Annotated in this window: 16 protein-coding genes; 15 read left to right on the forward strand and 1 reads right to left on the reverse strand. The window is 42.4% G+C overall.

Annotated elements, in window-relative coordinates; all coding sequences use genetic code 11:
- Positions 1 to 57: 57 nt before the first annotated feature.
- Complete coding sequence (locus tag JOD18_RS09935) at positions 58 to 363, reverse strand: helix-turn-helix domain-containing protein (protein ID WP_204668876.1); 306 nt, start codon at positions 361 to 363, stop codon at positions 58 to 60.
- 237 nt (positions 364 to 600) lie between these two features.
- Between JOD18_RS09935 and JOD18_RS09940 the strand changes: the two genes are divergently transcribed.
- The 15 genes from JOD18_RS09940 to JOD18_RS10010 all read left to right on the forward strand — a co-directional run bounded on the left by JOD18_RS09940 (position 601) and on the right by JOD18_RS10010 (position 18,628).
- The gene (locus JOD18_RS09940; RefSeq protein ID WP_204668877.1) at positions 601 to 756 is read left to right on the forward strand and encodes a hypothetical protein; all 156 of its coding nucleotides are present in this window, start codon (positions 601 to 603) and stop codon (positions 754 to 756) included.
- A gap of 278 nt (positions 757 to 1,034) precedes the next feature.
- On the forward strand, positions 1,035 to 2,603 hold the full coding sequence (nagZ, locus tag JOD18_RS09945; protein ID WP_204668878.1) for a beta-N-acetylhexosaminidase: 1,569 nt from the start codon (positions 1,035 to 1,037) through the stop codon (positions 2,601 to 2,603).
- Between the two features lie 77 nt (positions 2,604 to 2,680).
- Positions 2,681 to 4,288: an extracellular solute-binding protein gene (locus JOD18_RS09950; protein WP_204668879.1), complete on the forward strand. Its 1,608-nt coding sequence runs from the start codon at positions 2,681 to 2,683 to the stop codon at positions 4,286 to 4,288.
- 17 nt (positions 4,289 to 4,305) lie between these two features.
- On the forward strand, positions 4,306 to 5,928 hold the full coding sequence (locus tag JOD18_RS09955; protein WP_204668880.1) for an extracellular solute-binding protein: 1,623 nt from the start codon (positions 4,306 to 4,308) through the stop codon (positions 5,926 to 5,928).
- 115 nt (positions 5,929 to 6,043) lie between these two features.
- The gene (locus JOD18_RS09960) at positions 6,044 to 6,991 is read left to right on the forward strand and encodes an ABC transporter permease (RefSeq protein ID WP_204668881.1); all 948 of its coding nucleotides are present in this window, start codon (positions 6,044 to 6,046) and stop codon (positions 6,989 to 6,991) included.
- 14 nt (positions 6,992 to 7,005) lie between these two features.
- On the forward strand, positions 7,006 to 7,899 hold the full coding sequence (locus JOD18_RS09965; protein ID WP_204668882.1) for a carbohydrate ABC transporter permease: 894 nt from the start codon (positions 7,006 to 7,008) through the stop codon (positions 7,897 to 7,899).
- A gap of 19 nt (positions 7,900 to 7,918) precedes the next feature.
- Positions 7,919 to 8,536 (forward strand): YesL family protein, encoded by a 618-nt coding sequence (locus tag JOD18_RS09970; protein WP_204668883.1) that lies wholly within the window; start codon positions 7,919 to 7,921, stop codon positions 8,534 to 8,536.
- 4 nt (positions 8,537 to 8,540) lie between these two features.
- Positions 8,541 to 9,710, forward strand: a complete 1,170-nt coding sequence (locus JOD18_RS09975) for an exo-beta-N-acetylmuramidase NamZ family protein (protein WP_239588046.1) — start codon at positions 8,541 to 8,543, stop codon at positions 9,708 to 9,710.
- A gap of 11 nt (positions 9,711 to 9,721) precedes the next feature.
- On the forward strand, positions 9,722 to 10,630 hold the full coding sequence (gene murQ, locus JOD18_RS09980; protein WP_204668884.1) for an N-acetylmuramic acid 6-phosphate etherase: 909 nt from the start codon (positions 9,722 to 9,724) through the stop codon (positions 10,628 to 10,630).
- The gene (locus JOD18_RS09985; protein ID WP_204668885.1) at positions 10,587 to 12,764 is read left to right on the forward strand and encodes a metallophosphoesterase; all 2,178 of its coding nucleotides are present in this window, start codon (positions 10,587 to 10,589) and stop codon (positions 12,762 to 12,764) included. The genes murQ and JOD18_RS09985 overlap by 44 nt, the downstream gene beginning before the upstream one ends.
- A gap of 74 nt (positions 12,765 to 12,838) precedes the next feature.
- Complete coding sequence (locus tag JOD18_RS09990; RefSeq protein WP_204668886.1) at positions 12,839 to 13,735, forward strand: MurR/RpiR family transcriptional regulator; 897 nt, start codon at positions 12,839 to 12,841, stop codon at positions 13,733 to 13,735.
- A 9-nt stretch (positions 13,736 to 13,744) separates the two neighbouring features.
- The gene (locus tag JOD18_RS09995; RefSeq protein WP_204668887.1) at positions 13,745 to 14,683 is read left to right on the forward strand and encodes a BadF/BadG/BcrA/BcrD ATPase family protein; all 939 of its coding nucleotides are present in this window, start codon (positions 13,745 to 13,747) and stop codon (positions 14,681 to 14,683) included.
- A gap of 12 nt (positions 14,684 to 14,695) precedes the next feature.
- On the forward strand, positions 14,696 to 15,655 hold the full coding sequence (locus JOD18_RS10000; protein ID WP_204668888.1) for a GNAT family N-acetyltransferase: 960 nt from the start codon (positions 14,696 to 14,698) through the stop codon (positions 15,653 to 15,655).
- Positions 15,656 to 15,683: 28 nt separating this feature from the next.
- On the forward strand, positions 15,684 to 16,844 hold the full coding sequence (locus tag JOD18_RS10005) for an anhydro-N-acetylmuramic acid kinase (RefSeq protein ID WP_204668889.1): 1,161 nt from the start codon (positions 15,684 to 15,686) through the stop codon (positions 16,842 to 16,844).
- Between the two features lie 254 nt (positions 16,845 to 17,098).
- Positions 17,099 to 18,628, forward strand: coding sequence for an alkaline phosphatase (locus JOD18_RS10010; protein WP_204668890.1), 1,530 nt, complete (start codon positions 17,099 to 17,101; stop codon positions 18,626 to 18,628).
- Positions 18,629 to 18,725 lie beyond the last annotated feature (97 nt).

An 18,725-nucleotide genomic window follows, 5' to 3' on the forward strand; every position in this document is an offset into this window, starting at 1 on the left:
CTGGATAATCCTTGGCATTCGCTTCAATAAAAGCAAATTGTATCTCCTTCTGTGCTCTCACTTCCTTTCCAGCTCCAAAAGCTTTTTTAATAATTCAATCTGAAGGGCTTGGTGTTCGATGATTTCGTCTTTGGTTAGCTCCTTCTTTTTTGCCTTTTTTTCCAGGTTCTCCTTTCGTCTTTTGCGGGCGGTCTGCCCTTTGCGCATCAACGCTTCATATCCGCCTTCTCGTACTTTTTGTACCCAACGCCTTGCCACTCTTTCATCACTGATAGGATAGGCTTGTACCAAGTCTCGAATGGCATGCCCTTCAAAGTATTTCTCCACTACTTGTTTCTTCATCTCATAACTGTAAGTTTTCATATGCTCCTCCTGTTGATTAATTTTTCTATTATAACGGACAGTTTCGAGGAGTGTCTACTTTACTAATACAATATCAAGGATCTAACGGACAGAAAAAATCCAAAAAGTCTTCTCCAGTCCATAAGAATCCGAAGGACAGCAGAAAAGGAATTTTAATGTGAAAAATGGAAGAGTTAGATAAGAGGGAAAAGGGAATAAGATGTAAGAGTTATCCTTTGTCTGAAAGGGGGAAAAGAAATGGAAACGAGAGATTCTGTTGTGAAGACTGGACTCGGATTTGGGGCTGTATTAGCCATAACCATTTCTTGGAGTGTCAATCAATCTATCTTATGGGCGATTATTCATGGTGTTTTCGGCTGGCTGTATGTCGCCTATTATGCTTTAACAAGATAAGATATCAGCTATTTTAGATTTTGCAGTTCATATTGACTCCTCATTTTTTATGGGGAGTTTTTTTGTGCTGCAGAGAACTGAATCCAAAATATTATTTCGAAAAAATTCAGATAGAGGATCTAGTTAAATCCATTATCACTAACTTCTTATTAACTCTTTTTAAAATAATAATTCAAAATAAAATAATATTTTTTGAATTATTATTTTATTTTGTAATAGAATATGTTAACATGTCATTACAAGAAAGCGTTACCAGTAAAGTGGAAGGAGGTAATGATGTGAGTGGTATCGATAAAAAAATAGGCAGACTAATGGTTATCGGTTTTCATGGGACAGAGGTTACTGATGAGGTGAAGCACCTTATTCATACGTATCATGTGGCAGGAATTATCTTATTCAGCCGTAATATCAATTATGCACAACAATTAAAAAAGCTAATTACAGCCTTGCAGCAAGAGGCGCAAATGGCAGGATATCAAAGACCGCTGTTGATTTGTTTGGATCAGGAAAATGGCATTGTCCGCAGACTGGGAGATGACACCACCATATTTCCGGGATCTATGGCTATTGCAGCAACAGAAGCACCTGATAATGCTTTCCAGATTAGCTATGCTACGGGTGAAGAGTTACGTGCGTTAGGGATTAATTGGAATCTTGCCCCCGTGCTGGATATTAATAATAACCAGCATAATCCGGTGATCGGAGTCCGGTCGTTTAGTGATTCTCCGGATCAAGTGTCTGCCTTTGGCCAACAGGCAATGAAGGGGATGCAAGCAGCAGGAATTATCCCTACATTAAAACACTTTCCAGGACATGGTGATACACAGATAGACTCCCATTTAGGAATGGCTACTCTGACACATAATATGGAGCGGTTGGAACAAATCGAATTAAAACCGTTTCGCACGTGTATCGAAGCAGGAGCCGAAGTAGTGATGACTGCTCATATTCATTTCTCTACAATGGAGCCGCAACAAGTGAGGCCGGCAACCGTATCGAAACGTGTATTAACAGATATATTGCGCAATCAATTAGGTTTTCAGGGTGTAATTACAACGGATTGTTTAGAAATGGAGGCTATATCAGACACAATAGGTACAGAAAATGGGGCGGTTCAAGCAGTTCAGGCAGGAGCTGATCTAGTGATGATTTCACATACGTACGAAAAACAAATAGGTGCGGCAGAAATGCTCCATCAAGCTGTAAAAACTGGTGAACTGTCACACCAAAGGATGGAACAGTCTGTTCAACGAGTGAATCGTCTGATAGATAAGTATACCGAACAAGCACAATCGCAAGCTTTTGATTCGGTGGGAAGCTCCTCTCATCAGCAATTGGCATATCAGGTATATCAGCAAAGCGTTACCATAATCAGAAATAACAAACAAACCATGCCATTTGCCAAATGGGACCCCAGAGTACTTGTAATAGAGGCTGTTGATGAAACTGGGACAAAAGCGGAGGATGAGACAACTGACAGAATACTAATACCTATAGTGCGTGAATTCCTGTCAAAGGCAGAGGCGGTTACATTACCAGGAAAGTTATCTCTCCCCCAAGTTAATCACATGATTAAGCAGGCAGAGGGTTATGATTATATCATTTTCGGCACGATGAATTTGACTCCAGATTCTAGATGGGGCGACCTCATCCAGGCCTGTCAAACGAAAAAGACAAAAGTAGTCGGCATTGCTATGAAAAATCCTTATGATGTACGATATTTCCCCACAGCAGATGCTTACCTCTGCACATATGAACCTACTTATCCGGCTATTCAAATCGCAGTTCAAGCAATTATTGGAGAAGTAGATGTAAAAGGAAAGCTGCCTGTGCACATTTCTACATAAAGAAGTTGTTCAAAAAAGGGGGTGTTAACAAGCAGCTACAATCAACATTTCAATTTTTAAAAGGGAGGGGTTAATTGATGAACAGGAAGCAGTTATATTTATTTTTTATCATGGTGGTCACGATTTTGCTAGTAGCGGCATGCAGCAATGATGATCAGGAAGTTGGCGGCAGTGAAGAGGCATTGGAAAATCTAAATGCGGAAGGCATGCCGATTGTTAATGAACCGATAACCATTGATGTATTTGCAGGGCAGGCTGCAACAACGGCAGAGAATTGGAACGATGTGCCATTATTAAACGAATATGAGGAAATGACGAATATCCAAATGAACTGGACCCAAGTTCCGATTGACGGCTTGGCGGAAAGGCGTAATTTGGTACTGGCAAGCGGAGATTTACCTGACCTATTTTATGGTGCTTATGTACCGAATTCTGATTTATACAGCTATGGCCAGCAGGGTGTTTTTATTCCCTTAAATGATTTAATTGACGAGTATGCACCGAATCTGAAGGCTTATTTAGAAGAATACCCTGAGATTACCAATACGATTACGTTTCCAGATGGAAATATTTATGCCATTCCAAGATTGAGAGATCCTGAGGCACTCACGTCATTAATGGATGACAAGCCATGGATTAATCAAGAGATTCTTGAAGAGACCGGGATGAGTAATCCGGAAACTACAGATGAGTTCTATGAATATTTGAAAGCGGCAAAAGAATTAAGTGTAGATGGCAATGATGTGATTCCATTTAGCAGTGTATCGATGGATCGTTTATACCATTGGATATCAGGGGCCTTTGGCTTATCTAATAAAGGGATTTTACATCCATTGATTGATGAAGATCCTGAGACACAGGAGATGCGCTTTTATCCGATAGCTGATGAATACAGAGAAATGCTGGAATACATGAATAAGCTTTACACAGAAGGATTAATTGAACAGAATATTTACTCGATTGAAGTAGATCAATTTTTGGCAAATGGGATGCAAGGCAGATATGCAGCAATGAACTTCTTTAATCCAATTGATTATTTTGGTGAAGAGGTAGGGGGACGCTATATTCCTGGTAATGTGTTAGAAGGTCCTCATGGTGATAAATTATTCAGTGCCATGTTACATCCAGTCAACAGTCTAGGCCATTTTTCTATTACTAGTGAGAACGAGAATCCTGAAGCAACGATTCGCTGGATTGATTACTTCTGGAGTGATGAAGGGAAGAAAATGTTCTTTATGGGACTAGAAGGTGAAACATATGAGGAGACAGAAGATGGCCCTGTATTGAAAGAAGTGATTACCAATAATCCGGACGGTCTTACCGTTCAAGAGGCCTTAGCACAATATATTATTAATCCTGGCGGTGGTCATCCAGTTATTGATGATCCAAGATTCTCTACAGCACCGGAGTTTCGGCCGGAGGACATAGAGAATGCGGAGAAAAATGCTCCGTACTTGATAGAAGACCCTTGGCCATTATTTGTCTACGAGGATGAAGAGCAGACAAGATTGGAAGTGCTCTCAACAGACTTGGCTAAGTATGTGAATGAGATGGAGGCACAATTTGTTACCGGAGAGACGGACTTCTCCCATTGGGATCAATATGTGGAAACGATTGAAGGGATGGGGCTGGAAGAATATTTAGAAATACAACAAAATGCTTTAGACCGTTATCTAGATAATTAAATAAAGGAGGGCTATATATGCCTGTGAAACGAATCGGCTTATTAGCGGTAATAGTGATGTTAGCTGGATGGCTGGCTGCTTGTAGCAATGATGACGAGGGAGAAGTCGGCGGCAGTGAAGAAGCTATTAGTAACCTCAATACAGAGGGGATGCCAATCGTAGATGAACCCATTCAGTTAGAAATTTTTGCTGGAAAGGCTGCAACGACAGCTGATGATTGGAATGATGTCTTGCTTTTAAACGAATATGAGGAAATGACCAATATTGATATCACTTGGAATCAGGTACCAGCAGATGGACTAGAGGAACGGAGGAATCTAGCTTTAGCCAGTGGTGATTTGCCAGATGCCTTTTATGCCGCTAACTTGACTATTTCTGATATCCAAACATACGGATCACAAGGAATCTTTATTCCTTTGAATGATTTAATTGAGGAATATGCCCCTAATATTGCACAGGTACTGGAAGAAAACCCTGATATCCAAAGCGGGATCACCTTTCCAGATGGTAATATTTATTCTATCCCAACGGTGTATGCCCCTGATTTTCAGTCCTTATTAATTGGTGCAAAGGGCTGGGTAAATGGAGATTGGCTGGAACAGCTAGGGATGGATAACCCAGAGACAACGGAAGAATTCTATGAATATTTAAAGGCTGTAAAAGAGACGGATCTAAATGGCAATGGAGAAAATGATGAGATTCCGCTTAGCAGTGTGGCCGAGATGGATCGAATTATTCATTGGATTTCAGGTGCTTTTGGTGTACAGAACAAAGGACAGCAGCACGCCATGATTGACGAAGACCCTGATACAGGTGATTTGCGCTTTTTCCCAACATCGGATGCCTATCGTAACATGCTGGAGTATTTAAACCAACTCTATGACGAGGGACTTATTGAGCAGAGCATTTATACGCTGGAGGTGGATCAGCACTTGGCCAATGCTGCTAATAACCTCTATGGAGCGGTTCAATTCTTTAATCCGGTAGAGTTGTATGGAGAAGAAATTGGTGGCCAATTTATCCCGGGTAATGCTTTGGAAGGGCCGGACGGTACCAAAATGTATACCGGAATTGCCTCACCTGTTCGTTCTCTAGGTAACTTCGTGATTACCAGTGAGAATGAAAATCCAGAGGCAACCTTACGTTGGATTGACTATTTCTGGAGTGATGAAGGGGCGAAGATGTTCTTTATGGGTATTGAAGGTGTCACTTATGAAGAAACAGAGGATGGCCCGCAATTATTAGAGGAGATTACAAATGACCCGGATGGTCTGACTTTAACCCAGGCATTGGCAAAATATATTATTAATCCTGGAGGTAATCATCCAGTTATGATAACAGATGACTACTTTACTGGTTCTGAGAACTCGCCGTTAGATAAAGAGGCAGCAGAACATATCGATCCCTATTTGATTGAAGAAATCTGGCCGAGTTTCACTTATACAGAAGAGGAAAGTGCTGATATCACCATATTGGAGGCAGATTTAGATAAATATATTAGTGAAATGCAAGCTGCTTTTATCACAGGTGAACAGGATTTTGATCAATGGGACAGTTATGTGGAAACGGTGGAGAATATGAAGCTTGATGAATACATGGAGATCCAGCAAGCCGCATATGAACGTTATCAGGAAAGTTAATCCTTCCAGCATGGTTTGAAGCGCCTGCCTGTTCTGCTTCGATAATTCGAAGAGGAGCAGGCACTGGCCGCTTGGATCATGGAGCAGTGAATGTGCGTAAATAGGAGGTTGGAACATGAGAACAGCAAGGGCAGAAGCTCATGTAGCAGAGAAGACAAGAGGGTATCGAATCAAGAAAAACTTTCAACGGAATTGGCAGCTATATGTATTATTAGTACCGGCTATTGCTTATTTTATTATCCTTCATTATATTCCAATGTATGGTGTGCAGATTGCCTTTAAGAATTTTATTGCTACACAAGGGATATGGGGAAGCCCGTGGACAGGATTTGACCATTTTACAAGGTTTTTCGAATCCTACTACTTTTGGAGACTATTAAAAAACACGATTATTTTAAGTGCTTATCAACTCGTTTTATTCCCGCTGCCGATCATACTGGCTTTATCGCTGCATGAAGTGAAAAAGACAATGTTTAAAAGGTGGGCACAGACACTAACTTATGCCCCGCACTTTATTTCTGTAGTGGTAGTGGTTGGTATGATTGTTATTTTTTTAGATCCGACAACCGGATTAGTGAACCGTGTTATTGTTGCTTTGGGTGGAGAGGCTATTCCATTTCTTACAAGTCCTGACTGGTTTAGACATATCTTTACTTGGTCCGGTGTATGGCAGACATTAGGCTGGAGTTCGATTATTTATCTGGCAGCTTTGTCTGGGGTAAATCCAGAATTGCATGAAGCGGCAAAGGTAGATGGTGCCACCCGCATTCAGCGTATTCTTCATATCAATATCCCGAGTATTCTGCCAACGATTGTTGTGTTGTTTATTTTGAATATCGGCAGCTTTATGACGGTTGGTTTTGAGAAGGTGCTCTTAATGCAGAATGATTTGAATGTATCGACCTCTGATGTTATCCAAACCTTTGTCTATCAAACGGGTTTGTTAGAAGGTCAATACAGTTTTGCAGCAGCCATTGGGCTTTTCGATTCGGTTATCAATATTACATTACTAGTAGTCTTTAACTATCTTGCTAGAAAATTGACAGATTCCAGTCTGTGGTAAGGGAGTGATACAACATGAAGAGGTTTAGTCTCTCGGATAGAATGTTTGATACATTCAACACCATCTTTCTTGTGATTATTTTAATATTAATTGTTTATCCGCTGATTTTTGTCTTAAGTGCCTCTATCAGCGATCCAACCGCCGTCAGTTCTGGACGAATGTGGCTTTGGCCGGTGGAAATTACATTTAGGGGGTATGAACGGGTATTCTCTGAATCATCGATATGGAGGGGATACGGGAACACCATTCTCTATACATTAGCGGGTACGCTTATCCATTTACTGGTATTATTGCCTTGTGCCTATGCCTTATCTCGTAAAGAATTAATGGCCAAAAAATTCATCTTGTGGTTTATTCTCTTTACTATGTTATTTAACGGGGGGCTGATTCCAACTTATTTAATTGTCCAATCGTTAGGAATGCTGAATACGATGTGGGCGATTGTGATTCCAAATGTAGTTGGCGCTTGGTCGATTCTGGTGGCAAGGACATTTTTTCACCAAAGTATCCCTGATCAGCTGGTCGAGGCATCCAAGATAGATGGGGCTTCTGACTTCTATATCTTTATTCGAGTGGTACTGCCCTTATCCTTACCGATTGTTGCGGTAATGGCGCTGTTCCATGCCGTAGGTTTATGGAATCAGTATTTTAACGCCTTGATTTATTTATCAGACCGTGATAAGTTTCCGTTGCAATTGATTCTGCGGGAGATTTTAGTCGTCAATCAGATGCAATTAAATGATCCAGCTGCAGGCGGCGGGGGAGAGTCATTAGTAGATCAGGTGCAGACGGCCGGTTTGATCAAATATGCCGTCATTATTGTTTCATCCCTGCCATTATTAATTGTCTACCCATTTATTCAGCGCTTCTTTGTGCAGGGGGTATTAATAGGATCGATTAAGGAATAAACAAAAAGGAGGCAGCGTGATGAGCAGCTTTATAGCGGGTTATTATCAAGTTTCTGTATGGATTACGCGCTTTGCCTATTTAAACCTACTATGGTTTGTGTTCTCTGTGGCCGGTCTAGTCTTATTTGGTTTCTTACCTGCAACGGCCGCTATGTTCGCGGTAGTGCGCAAATGGATTAACAAAGAGCATGAGGTTCCGATTTTCCAAACTTTTTGGCAATCGTACCGTAAGGAATTTATCAAAATCAATCTGATTGGTTATGTTATTTTTGCTGTAGGCTATTTTTTGACAATTGAATTTCAAATACTTAGGGCCCAAGAACATATCGGTTATATCATTGCCAGCTTTGGTGTCCTTGGTCTGTTCTTGATTTACCTTATTATTCTGCTTTATTTATTTCCGATTTTCGTTCATTTTAAATTGCGGCCATTAGAATATATTAAATGGGCTTTCCTCATTGGAATCGGACACCCTATTCTTACGATATTTCTATTGGGGGTGATGATAGGTATTCTTTATCTTGCCTATACGGTATTTCCAGCGTTACTATTCTTCTTTGGCGGCAGTATATCAGCCTATATCTTAATGTGGGGCGCTTCGCAGACGTTTACTAAATTTGAGCGTGCAGGAGCATAATTAAATGGTGAAGGAAGGTAATGGTATGCAGCTAGGGTTAGAAGTGTTTATCTATCGTGATTTTAAAAAGTATCAGGGAAAACGAATCGGGCTTGTTACTAATATGACGGGCGTCAACCAGCAATTGGTGCCAGCCGTTGACTTGTTTTTTGAGCATCCAGATATTAATCTTGTTGCCTTGTTCGGACCGGAGCATGGGATTAGAGGAGACGCAAAAGAAGGGGAAAAGGTAACCGCCTTTGTGGACCCAGATACAAACTTGCCTGTATACAGCTTATACGGAGAGACAAGGAAGCCTGCAAAAGAAATGATCGAGCTGGTTGATGTAATGGTCTTGGATTTGCAGGATATCGGCTCTAGGTACTATACGTATATCTATACAATGGCTAACGTGATGAAAGCTTGTCATGAATACAACAAGGAATTGGTAGTATTAGACCGTCCTAATCCAATCTCAGGGATGAAAGTGGAGGGTAATCTGGTGGAGGAAGCATTTCGATCCTTTATTGGTCTGCTGCCGATCCCGAATCGACACGGTATGACAATAGGAGAATTAGCATCTTTGTTTAAAGGAGAGTTTGGTTATCATTGTGAGTTGACCGTAATCCCAATGCAAGGCTGGGAACGGTGGATGTATCAGGAAGATACTGGATTACTGTGGGTGCCGCCATCACCGAATACAACTACTCAGGATATGATGATCTTATACTCTGGCACCTGTTTGATCGAAGGCACGAATTTATCAGAGGGAAGAGGGACAACGAGGCCCTTTGAATGGATTGGCGCCCCTTTTATTAATGGACAGCAGCTGGCCAGAAAGTTTAACGAACGGAATCTGCCAGGAATTATTGCCAGACCTGTGACATTCTCACCTACCTATCAGAAATATGCAGGCGAAACTTGTCAAGGTGTGCAGTTACATGTAAAAGACAGGGAGAGCTTGAATGCTTTATATGCTACAATACTATTAGTAAAGGATATTCTCGAGATGTATCCGGATAAATTGAAATTTATCCAATATAGTGACCGCTATACCTTTGATTTATTGACAGGTACAGACAAGCTCCGGAAAGATTTATTAAATAATCGGGATATGGAGGATTTTTTCACATCTTGTTATCAGCAATCTCTGGATTTTGACAGGCGGAGAAAGAACTATCTTTTATATAAGTAGGTGACGAGCAGATGGAAATTTTGACGACATTAACGACAGAACAGCGCAATAAACATACGATGGAAATCGATAATATGAGTACGTATGAGATACTGAAAGTAATGAATCAAGAAGATATGGAGGTCGCACAAAGCGTGGCAGCTGTACTTCCAGAGGTTGCTGAGGCAGTTGAGGCGATCTATCATTCCTTTATTCAAGGCGGACGGTTATTTTATGTTGGTGCAGGTACTAGCGGCCGAATTGGTATTCTGGATGCAGTCGAATGCCCGCCGACTTTCAGTACACCGCCAGAGATGGTGCAAGGAATGATAGCAGGCGGGAATGCCGCGATTATGAAGGCGGTGGAAGGGGCTGAAGATGATCCGCTCTTAGGCGCCGCTGACTTGGAACAGCGAGAATTAACAGAAATAGATGTCGTAGTAGGTATTGCGGCCAGCGGACGAACACCGTATGTGACAGGAGCACTGCAATATGCACAAAGTATAGGAGCTGAGACGATCAGCTTGAGCAGCAACAAACAGTCTAAGATCAGTCAATATGCCGCTATTAAGATAGATGTAGTGACAGGGCCAGAAGTATTAACAGGTTCTACGCGGTTAAAGGCTGCGACAGCACACAAAATGATTTTGAATATGCTGACGACTACAGCCATGATTAAGGCTGGGAAAGTCTATGAAAATTTGATGGTAGATGTCAAAGTAAGTAACTATAAATTAAAAGAACGAGCTAAACATATTATTGCAACTGTTACAGGAGCTTCTATAGAAGAGGCGGCAAAAGCACTGGAAGCGGCGGATTTAGGGGTGAAACCAGCAATTGTCATGATCAAGACAGGTGTAACCTATGAAAAGGCACAGCAATTGCTGAAGCAAGCTAATGGATTTGTTCGTCAAGCAATCGATCAAGTCCAGTCCGGTTAGACTATATAAGACTGGAGGGTTTGGTGATCCAGCCATGGAGATTCAGGAGTTGTTAATTGATGATTTTGAAGAGGACAGGATAGATAAGTATGGGACAGATCACACGTATGTTACCAGTTATCAGCTAGAGATTAGCAAGCATGCACAAGCAGGCAGGTGCAGCCTGAAGGTGCAATATGATTTTGGCGGATGGATAGATGGAAATGGCGCTATCTATATTTGCTTTAAACAGGCGCCAGCTTCTTATCGAAGGCCGGAAAGGCTGGGGCTTTGGGTGAGAGGAGATGGGCACTCACCTTGGCTGCGTGCGACTTTAATTGATGGAGAGGGAATGAAGAAGGTTGTCAACCTGACAAAAGCAGGGATTGACTGGGTAGGCTGGAAATATGTCGAAGCTCCTTTACCCTCCACATGGCCGTTACCTATCCGGTTAGATCGAATCTATGCAGTGGAAACAGACAAGACGAAGAGAAAAGACGCCATTTTTCAAGGCAGCTTCTATTTGGATAATATCCGCTATGTGTATCAGGATGAACGTGATCTTGTCGGGCCTTCCTTCTCACAGTCTTTTCCAGAACATTCGTACAGTGTCATGTATGCGAATTCTTTTCTCTTCTCCACAAAGGTAGAGGATACGCAATCTGGGGTAAATCCGGCCACTATTCGAGTTTTGATCAATCAGCAACAGGTAGCGCATGATTTTTGTGCAGAAAAGGGTTTGATCACTTATCGTGTGACAGGGGCAGCAGAGGGGCAGCTGCATATTGAAGTAACAGCGGAAGATTATGCTGGCAATCCTGCCATGCCCGCTTTAGAACGGATCATAAAGATTGACCTCAGCCCTGATACGGAGCCACCTGTGTTGTCAGCACTTAGCCTTCGTGACCAGCTTACAGTCTATACAAATCAGCCGAGAATCAGCTTTCGACTGATCGATGAGCAGAGCGGTATAAACGAACAAGATATTATCATCTGTCTGAATCATACTAGGTTATTAGTAAACTATGATCCTGATTCTGGATGGTGTTATAGTTATCCAAGCCAGCCTGTAACAGAAGGGGAGCAGATATTAACGATTGAGGCACAAGACTGTGCCGGTAACCAGATGGAGCCGATCCAGCTGACATTTTACTATCAGAACTTATCCTTGCCTCGTCATCGAGTGAAGGTAGCAATTCTGCCAGACACACATACAGCAGAAGCCTTTGCCTTTATTTTTGAACAGGTTCTGCGGTATGAACCAGCCTTCGTGTTACATATGGGGGATATGGTTGATCAGGCTGCTTCCGAGGAGTTTACACTATTCCAACAGGTGAGGATAAGGGCTTCGTCATTACCCTTCTTGGCTGTTGCAGGCAACCATGAGGCGTTTCAAGGCAATCTGGATTTATTCCACTGGCATTTTGGTCCAGCCGCTTATCATTTGGAACTCAACCACGCCTTGCTCATTGTATTAAACTCGGCACATCAGCAAAGTTTGAGCCGGTCAGAGGCTGGCCAGTTTGATTATTTGCAAGAAGTATTACGTACAAATACGAAGTCTTGCCTGATTATTGCCACACATGTCCCTATTCAAGATACATTAGGCACAGCCCATGAAATGGATCCAGCCGATGCGGCATATCTGCATCATATGTTAAGCTCCTATCACCAACAGCACCCACAGGTTGATATCAAGGTTCTGTTTGGTCATTTACATGTATTCCGAAGCTGGCGGCAAGATGGTATTCATTATGTCGTGACTGGAAATGGTGCACGAAAAGGGTATACTAGTCATGACAACGGTAATATGTTAGGTTTTAGCTGTCTTGAAATAACAGAGATGGGGTTAGACCTGCAATTTATACCACTGGTAACAGGAGTCCAGCTAGAAAAGGATTTGCAGGAATCCATTGCCATCCCTAGAGGTGAAACATATCCCCTGACTGTTCATGGTCTGTTTCAGCATGTTTCTCCTGCTTATTCGGTGGAACTAACCAGTTATTCTGCGATTCCGCTGACTTGGTCTTCCAGTAATCCGGACATTGCGGGTATATCGTCTGGCGGAGTAGTGACGGCACACAGACAAGGTCGTGTTATCATTACCGTTTGTATAAATAAGGTAACAGATCAGATCGTAGTAGAGGTGACATAAGTGCAAACGAATCATATGAACAGAACATGAGCGGTAAAGGCTTGTCATAATAGGATTAGAAGGGAGTATCATACATGGCTTTTATGACTGGTGGATTAATACGAGTAAGTGAAATGATGCCGTTATTACCACCCTCCGAAAAGAAAATCGCTGCCTATATCATGGAACATCCTGAAGAAATTATATCACTTACGGCGAGTGAATTAGGGAAGCGCAGTTTGACCAGCAGTGCAGCAGTGGTTCGTTTATGTAAATCATTGGGGTTAAACGGCCTGCAGGAGTTAAAAATGAGAATTGCAGGTGATCTTCAAAAAACGACAGAATCAGGTTTTCGTGATATTGCTCCAAATGAATCTCCGGCAACGATAATCGATAAAATGACGAGCAACAGCATTCAAACTATTCGGGAAACAGCAGAACTATTAAATATTGATGCCTTACAGAAGGCAGTAGATCTATTAAAACATGCACGCAGAATCCACTTTATTGGTGTAGGGGCTTCGAGCATTATTGCCCAAGATGCGGAACAAAAATTCTTACGGATTAATAAGACGGCATATGCCTTTGAAGATATGCATATGGCAGCCACACTTATTGCCAATGCTGCCTCTAGTGATGTGGTGATCGGAATATCTTTTTCCGGGGAAACGCCTGAGGTAGCGAGTCTGATGCAATTAGCAAATCAAAATGGTGTGCCGACCATTAGCTTAACGAAATATGGAAAATGGGCCGTGACCGAAGCGGCCGATATAAACTTATACACATCTTCCACAACAGAACCTACTTTTCGAAGTGGTGCGACATCCTCCAGAATGGCACAATTGCAAGTGATCGATATTCTTTTTATGTGTGTTGCTTCCTCGCAGTATGAGGATACTGTCCAATATTTAGATGCCACAAGAGAGGCGGTAGGCGAACTCAAGCTGCAACGGGAAAAGAAACAAGCCTATCAAAAACGAAAGACTAAGTGAGGGAAGGATATGTCATATGTGATCGGTATCGATGGAGGCGGAACGAAGACTGTGGCTGTTCTTGCAGATAGTAGGGGGCAGGAAGTTGCTAGAGCGGTCGGTGGTGCCTCTAACCCTAATATCGTATCAGCTCCAGAGTTGAGCAGGACTTTTCAAACATTATTCAATCAACTGCAACAGGCTCATCCAACAGCCTATCAACAGGCTGCTGCCTTGTTTGCTGGGATGTCTGGGGCTGGACATCTGGAGACACAGCAGAAAATCAAAGATATCCTAATAGCAATCGTGCCAGGTGCTATGCAGGTTAGCGTGGACAATGATGCGCTTATCGCTCTATATGCAGGAACAAAAGGCAGTCCAGGTATTGTCCAAATTTCAGGCACTGGTTCCATTACTTATGGCATCAACCATCATGGTGATCGCCAAAGGATAGGTGGCTGGGGTCATCTAATCGGAGAGCGGGGCAGTGGTTACTGTCTTGGGCATGAAGCATTACAAGCTGTTTTTGCTATGCAAGATCAAACAGGTCCAGCTACAAAACTGAAGGAATTATGTCTGCAACATTTTCAAAAAAAAGAACTGCCAGACTTAGTACCTGTTATTTATCATGCCTCCAATCCAAAGGAAGTGATTGCTTCTTTGGCCAAAAAGGTGTTCCAAGCAGCAGAGGCGGGCGATGCCGCAGCACAGGAAATTGTGGATAGAAATGGAGCATACATAGGTAGAAATATTATACAATTAGTACAGCAATTATTTGCAGAACAAGCGGATGATACGGAGATTCCTGTAGTGCTGGCAGGCAGTATTTTTCAGCGGTTCGATTTGTTGGAAGCGTCCATGCGGCGAATGATCATGGCAGATAAGCGGAATGTACAATTAATCATTCCCGATGTTGCTCCAGTGCATGGTGCTGTGATGGCGGCTGTTAGACAGTCACAAATGGGATAGAGGGGGTAAACGATGAGATTGGTAGCAATAGAACAAGAGAGAATACCAGATATGGCGGCACTTTGGAATAATAATTTAAGCGCTTTCCCTATGCGGCAATCCTTATTGCGCCAAAATAGCTTCGACGATGAGAATATTTGTTATCAAGCTTCAAGGCTGGCAGTTGATCAAGAGAATCAGGTGATCGGGATGCTGATAGCGAAGCGGTGGCAGGAAGATCTGGATGTTGCGATGCCAAAGGAAGCAGGCTGGATTCAAGTGTTGTTGGTCGATCAGCAGTATCGCAGGCAAGGGATCGGCCGTCAGTTATTGCAGCATGCCGAGAATACCTTTTGCTCTATTGGCATACAGCAAATAGTGTTAGGCAGAGATCCATATCATTATTTTCCGGGTATTCCTGCTGAAGATAGCGAGTCATGTCTCTGGTTTGAGAAACAAGGCTATTTAAACCAAGGTGAGGATTATGACCTGCTTCATTCCTATGAGGAGAGTCCGCCGGAAATAACAAGTTTTGAAAAGGAACGAGGCGATGTCTCTTTTCAAACACTGCAATTAGCAGGTAAAGAAGCCTTCTTGGCCTTCCTACACCGTTGTTTTCCAGGCCGTTGGGAATATGAAGCAATGCATTATTTTCAAAAAGGAGGCAAAGGCCGAGAGTTCATAGTGTTGAAAAAGGCAGACAAAATTATTGGTTTTTGCCGTATCAATGATGCGCATTCTCCCTATATTGCTCAGAATGTATACTGGGCACCCTTGTTTGAACAGGAACTGGGCGGAATTGGCCCTTTAGGAGTAGATGCAGAGGAACGAGGCCAAGGTTTAGGCTTAGCGATCGTGGAGGCTGGAATCCATATCTTGCGGGAACGAGGGATTCGTCATATTGTGATTGATTGGACGGGGTTGGTGACATTTTATCAAAAACTAGGTTATCAGCCATGGAAGAAATATATTTCTTATAAAAAAGAATATTAAATGACTGAAACCAAAGGAGTTTATTAGAATGACGAACCATGTAAGCTATGCCATCGGTTTAATGTCAGGGACATCTTTAGACGGGATTGACGCAGCCTTAATCAAGGTGACAGACCATGCTGGACAGCTACAAGTAGTACAGTTGGGTTATCTGTCGATTGATTATACTGCGGAAATGCAAGAAGAACTCTTCCTGCTATGTCAGCCAGAAACAGCTACAGTAGAGCGGATATCAAGAATGAATATGTATTTGGGAGAATTGTTCGCAGAAGCCGCGATTCAGCTGATCCAGTCAGTGGCTATGAAGCGAGAGGAGATTGCTTTGATTGGCAGCCACGGTCAGACGATATATCATGAACCGGTTGTGGAGGAAGACGGTGCTGTTTACCAAGTACCTTCCACTTTACAAATTGGAGATATTAGTGTGATAGCAGAGCGGACAGGAATAACAACGGTCGGCGATTTTCGGACGAGAGATATGGCTGCCGGCGGACAAGGGGCTCCATTGGTTCCTTATGTAGATTATCTGTTATATGCCAGCAAAGAAGTAACAAAGGTTTTGTTGAATATCGGAGGGATTGCTAATATTACGCTGCTGCCAAAAGGGGGAGCGGAAGACCAGGTACTGGCTTATGATACAGGACCGGGAAATATGTTGATTGATGCCTTTGTTAAACGGCTGACAGAATATACACAAACCTATGATAAAGACGGCCAGCTTGCTGCCAAAGGACAGATTAATTATCCTTGGCTGTCCAAGTTACTGCAGCACAGCTATTTTCAACAATCGATACCGAAGACGACGGGAAGAGAGATGTTTGGAGAGGCCTATGCAGAAAGACTATGGAATGATGGGAAGCAACAAGGGATAAAGGAAGCGGATCGATTAATGACGATTACAGAGCTAACAGCAGTCACGATTATGAAGGCGATTCAATCACATGGAGAGATCGATGAAATTATTGTCAGTGGCGGAGGTGCTCATAATCAGACATTAATGAAGCGGCTAGTCTATCATGCAGAAGGCACCCAGTTGCAGCCTGCCTATGATGAACAGGTAAATCCAGACTCGAAGGAAGCCGTAGCTTTTGCTGTCTTAGGATATCAATGTCTCCAGCAACGACATAACACAATTCCTGGCGCAACAGGTGCCAATCATGCGGTAGTAATGGGAAAAGTGGCATGGTGATATAACATTATCATGATTGGAGGATAAGTGGGTTAGTGAAGCAGGTAGGCTAGCAGGAAATGACGGACAAAAAGCGCCAGGAGCGCCAAGTTTTGTCCGTCATAACGGAAATGATGGACAAAAAAAGCCCATCTGCATGACTAAAGTCTTGAGTAGTAATAAAGAAAATTACATACTATTTACATTCTATTTATCCTCAGTTAAAGTTTTCCACCTACAATGGGGTTAGATTAAATCTCAAGGAGGATGATGGAATGATAAAAAAGCTTGGAGTGATTGCGTTAAGTGCAAGTCTGTTTTTTTCAGGAGTTAGCACGATAGCGGCCAGTGCAGATGGAAATAGTCAAGTGAATAACATTGATGATAATGGGGGGAAAGCGAGAAATATCATTTATATGATTCCGGACGGTTTTAATGCTGATTATGCAACGAATTATCGGCATTTTAAGGGAGAGGATGCAGCCTGGGATGATCATTTGAAAGGGATGTATACTACATATTCTGCTGATTCTAATATTACCGACTCTGCAGCTGCAGGTACGGCAATGTCAACAGGTGTAAAAACTAATAATGGCATGATTGGATTGGATCCAGAAGGTAATCCGCAGCAGACAATTCTAGAAGCTTCGCAGGATAAGGATATGTCAACAGGACTTGTTGCTACTTCCACTATTACCCATGCAACTCCAGCAGCATTTGGAGCTCATGTAGATGATCGGAACAAGGAACCAGAGATTGCCCAGCAATTAATAGACAACGAGATTGATGTTTTACTAGGAGGCGGGAAAAATAATTTCCTTCCAGAATCAGAAGGTGGGAATCAAGCAGAAGCAAATGTACTCCAGCAGGCAGAAGAGCAAGGATATCAGCTCATCGAAAATCGCAATCAATTACTTGAGGCAGATATCGATCTAGACAGCGAAAAATTACTAGGCTTGTTCGCCGATGAGGCTATGTCACCTGAATTACACCGCAATACAGATGAAGAACCAAGTCTTGCAGAAATGACACAAACGGCTATTGATACACTAAAAAAAGATGAAGATGGCTTTTTCCTTATGGTAGAAGGAAGTCAGATTGACTGGGCAGGACACGATAATGATGCAGCATGGGCGATGACAGATGTAGGCGCCTTTGAAGAAGCAGTACAAGCAGCAGTTGATTTCGCTGAAGAAGACGGTAATACATTAGTTGTTATTGGTGGAGATCATGAAACAGGTGGTATGACTGTAGGTGCCAATGGTTCAGGAACGGCCAACCCAGAGCTGCTTCAAAGTGTAACGGCAATCGGTGCGAATATCGCAGAAGAGTTAAATGAAGATCGATCCAACGCTAATGAAGTCGTAAGTAAATATACGGAGATGGAATTGTCAGAAGAAGAAATTCAATCGATTCAGGAAGCGGAAGATCCTAAGATGGCTATCAATACAGTAATCAGTTCGAAGGCCAATGTTGGATGGACAAGCACGAATCATACAGGAGTGGATATTCCTGTCTACGCATATGGTCCAGGAGCTGACCAATTTTCAGGCTCCCTTGATAATACCGATTTACCTAAAATCATCGCCGAAGCTGCAGGAATTGAATTTGGCGGAGGAGCAATCAGCAAAAATCAGTCAGAAGAACAAGGTCAGTCAAAAGAAATGATGTATACAGTAAAGTCTGGAGATACGCTATTTGAAATTGGGCTGCAATATAATTACTTATGGACGACACTGCAGGAAATCAATCAATTTCCAAATCCGGATTTGATTTATCCTGGAGACGAAGTGTATTTCAAATAAGTAGCTAGACTGAATATACACGGAGATTACTAGACTCCTATCAAAACCCCTGTGAATAGCCGAGTATTTGATAAAACTCGGATTCACAGGGGTTTTT

The organism is Gracilibacillus alcaliphilus, assembly GCF_016909015.1.
In the GTDB taxonomy this organism is placed as follows: domain Bacteria; phylum Bacillota; class Bacilli; order Bacillales; family Amphibacillaceae; genus Gracilibacillus; species Gracilibacillus alcaliphilus.